The 1,164-nt window shown below is 74.9% G+C and carries 1 protein-coding gene; it reads left to right on the top strand.

Annotated features, from left to right (window positions below; all coding sequences use genetic code 11):
- Positions 1–206: 206 nt before the first annotated feature.
- Positions 207–1,164 (top strand): serine/threonine-protein kinase (locus tag ABD308_RS09185; protein ID WP_344330591.1); only part of this gene is annotated, 958 nt, incomplete at its 3' end.

Here is a 1,164-nt window from a genome sequence, read left to right as displayed (position 1 = left end):
CCCGCCGTTCCGGGCCCGGGCGTGCCGGGGGCGGCGCACGGGGCGTGTGCGAAGGTCCCAGCTCTGCAACCAACCCGGTACCGACCTGCGCGGAGTCCTGACGGCTCGATAGGTTATGGAGCGCCAGACCGTCGCCCGGGCGCCCGTCGTCGCACCCTCGGCCGACGGTCGGTGGACCTCACCGCTCTCCCAGGGGGATCAACCGCATGACCGCCGACACGCCACGGGACGCCACCGCCGCACCGCTCCCACCGGTCTTCCAGCCGCTGCTTCCGGACGACCCCCGGGAGGTCGGCGGCTACCGGCTGTTCGCCCGGCTCGGGGCCGGCGGCATGGGCCGGGTCTACCTCTCGTACACGCCCGGCGGCCGGCCGGTGGCGCTCAAGGTGGTCCGCCCGGAGTTCGCCGAGGACGGCGAGTTCCGCCGCCGGTTCGCCCAGGAGGTGTCCAACGCCCAGCGGATCCACGGCCTCTACACCGCCCAGGTGATCGACTCCGGCGGCCTGGACTCCGACGCCCCGTGGCTGGTCACCGCGTACGTCCCCGGCCCGTCCCTGCAGCAGGTGGTGCGGGAGAACGGCGCGCTGCCGGTCCGCACCGTGCTGCTGCTCATGGGCGGCATCGCCGAGGCGCTGCAGGCGATCCACAGCGTCGAGGTGGTCCACCGCGACCTCAAGCCGGCCAACGTCCTGGTGGCCGGCGACGGCCCGCGGGTGATCGACTTCGGCATCGCCCGGGCCGCCGACGCCACCGCGCTCACCGGCACCGGCTACCGGATCGGCTCGCCCGCCTTCATGTCGCCCGAGCAGGCCCAGGGCCGCCCGGTCACCCCGGCCACCGACGTGTTCGCGCTCGGCGCGCTGGCCGCGTACGTGGCCGGCGGCTCCGCGCCGTTCGGCGACGGCCCGGACACCGCCGTGCTCTACCGGGTGGTGCACGAGCAGCCCGACCTGGACGCCGTGCCGGCCGGGCTGCGCGAGCTGATCCTGCGCTGCCTCGCGAAGTCCCCCGAGGACCGGCCGAAGCCGGCCGAGATCATCGACATCGCCCGCAACCACCCGACCGTCGGCGGGCAGCTGCGGTTCTCCGACGACTGGCTGCCCAAGCAGGTCAACACCGAGATCACCCGCCGCTCGGACCTGCCGAAGACGCCGCCCACCCCGG

The sequence above is a fragment of the Kitasatospora putterlickiae genome (assembly GCF_039527695.1).
Classification (GTDB): Bacteria; Actinomycetota; Actinomycetes; order Streptomycetales; family Streptomycetaceae; genus Kitasatospora; species Kitasatospora putterlickiae.
This window is presented reverse-complemented; position numbering and strand designations above follow the sequence as displayed.